General features: G+C 48.8%; 1 protein-coding gene. It reads right to left on the bottom strand.

Annotated elements, in window-relative coordinates:
- The coding region (locus tag Xbud_RS18720; protein WP_145956676.1) for a condensation domain-containing protein at positions 1 to 2,700 on the bottom strand (2,700 nt) is incomplete at both ends.

Raw genomic sequence — 2,700 nt, 5'->3', positions numbered from 1 at the left:
GGAATAAAGGCTTTGGTGATCTTATGTTGATTGATAAACGCCAGCAGTTGCTCACTGTCGCCGGTTACTGCGGCAGGAGCAATATACAGGGTAGCACCGAACATCAGCACCGGGAAAACTTCAAAAACAGAAGCATCAAACACATAATTGGAGAAAAACAGCGCTTTCACCTGTGGCGCCAGTAGATGTGTTCTGGCAATAAACTGAGTCAGATTCAGAACACTGCTATGCTCCACCATCACCCCTTTTGGCTGACCGGTGGTGCCTGAGGTGTAGATGATATAAGCCAGATCGGTCGGCTGGTTGATTAAGGCCGGATTTTCTGCTGGCTGACCGGCGGTCACGGCCTGATCATCTGCCGCTATCAGAGCGGGCTGAACAGGCAGTATCTCGCAGTATGTCTCTAATACCGGCAAATGCCGCTGTTGGGTCACTACACACGGAGCCTGAGTATCGGCCAGAATAAAGCGGACACGCTCAGCGGGATATTGCGGAGAGACAGGTACATAAGCACCACCCGCTTTCAGTACCGCCAGCATACTGACTACCATCTCCAGACTGCGATCCAGATACAGGGCCACGGGGGTATCAATCGGCATTGGCGCATGGCGTTGCTGTTGATAATGTTGGCGAATAGCAAAGGCTAACTGGTTTGCCCGTTCATTTAGCTGACGGTAGGTCAGACTTTCCCCTTCGAATACCAGCGCAATGTTATCCGGTGTGGCTACAACCTGTGCCTCAAACTGCTGCTGGAGTGTGTAATCTTGCGGGTACGGGACATCCGACTGGTTCCAGCTATAGAGCAGAGTATGACGTTCCTGCTCTGACAGTACCTCAAGCGTGGCGAGAGATTGCTTCTGATCCACCACAAAAGCGGTCAGAACACGCTGATAGAAATCTGCCATCCGGGATATCGTTGACTCATCAAACAAGCTGATAGCGTAATTGATACCACCAGCGATACCGTCTTTGCCATCGGACATAAACAGACTCAGATCAAACTTGGCAGGGCTGTATAAAGTGTCTTCCAGATTCACAGGTCTGAATGGCAGACCTGACGCATCCTGTTGCCCTTCACCAAAATTCTGCAATCCAAACATAATTTGGAAAATCGGGTGACGAGTCGTATCACGTTCAACTTTCAGTGCATCAATCAGCTGTTCAAACGGCATATCCTGATGGGATTTGGCCTGAGCAATAACAGTATGTGTCTGTCTTATCAGATGGGTCACACTGTTGCCCTGCTCAAGTTGCGCCCGCAATACTAATGAGTTTACGAACATACCAATCAGTGGCTGAGTCTGGACATGGTGTCGGTTATCAGTCGGCGTTCCCAGTACGATGTCATTCTGTCCAGACAGTTTCGCCAGCATGAGATAAAAGCCACTGAGTAATACAGTAAATAGCGTCGTTTCCTGCTGTTTTGCCAGCTCCCTTAGTTGATCAGAAAATTTTCTTTCCAACACAAAATGGAAATCCCGCCCCTGATAATCGATTTGTGCCGGTCGGGATCGGTCGGTTGGTAGTGACAAAGGTTCATAGCACGCCAAAGCCTGCTGCCAGTACGCTAACTGACGTTCATGTATTTCACCCTGCAAGTATTCGCGTTGCCACTTAGCGTAGTCACCATAGGTGATATCAAGCGGCGGCAGTTGGCTATCACGGGGCGCTGACAATGCCTGATAAATTTTCGCCAGTTCATCCATAAAGATATCGACAGACCAACCATCAATAGCAATATGGTGCCATATCATCAGTAGATAATGTTGTTCCGCTACTTGATAGTGACGCAGACGCAGGCTTGGTTCAGATGTCAGATCAAACGGAATAGCAAATTCAGCACGTACCGTTTGTAACAGCGAATTAGCTCCTTCACAACGTTGTGACCTGAGCAGAATATGCCCATCCAGCACTTGCTGATAAGCCAACCCCTTATCATCATTACGGTAGACGGTTTTCATCACCGGATGGCGATCAACAATCTGATTAATCGCTGTTTCCAGCAAAGACAGGTCAGCACCTTCATCCAGCAACACCAGATAAGGAACATGATAAGCATGAGAACCCTGTTCAAATTGTTCAATAAACAGCAACCGTTCCTGAGCAAATGACAGGGGATAACGGGTCAATTCGACATGTGGGATCACAGTGCAACTCTGCTGCCCCATCATGTGAGCAGCCAACTGAGCAACCGTTTTCAACTCAAATAACTGTATCAGCGGAAGATCCACTGACAAGGTACGGCGAATAGCGGCGGCCAGCTTGATGGCCATAATTGAATTACCACCAATGCGGAAGAAGTTGTCCTCAATACCAACGCGTTCCACCCCTAAGACCTTCCGCCAGATAGCACAAAGTTGGGTTTCCAGTTCTGTACGTGGCGCAACATACCCCCTCTTGTTCCCCCATGTTGGTTCCGGTAATGCCCGACGATCCAACTTACCATTCAGCGTCAGAGGCACCGAATCAATGCGGGTAAAACTGGCGGGGATCATATATTCAGGCAAGCGGACTGATATATGTTCAATCAGGTTCTGATCTTCTATGCTTCCGTCAGTAATCAGATAAGCTGCCAGTGCTTTATGTCCCTCATGCTCCCAGTCAATCACTACCGCCTGTTTTACCTGTGGATGGGTCGCCAGCGCACTCTCAATTTCCCCCAATTCAATACGGTAGCCCCGGATTTTGACCTGAAAATCA

Source organism: Xenorhabdus budapestensis (assembly GCF_002632465.1).
Taxonomy (GTDB): domain Bacteria; phylum Pseudomonadota; class Gammaproteobacteria; order Enterobacterales; family Enterobacteriaceae; genus Xenorhabdus; species Xenorhabdus budapestensis.
Note: the sequence above shows the minus strand (reverse complement) of the source record. Positions and strands in the feature narration are given on the sequence as shown.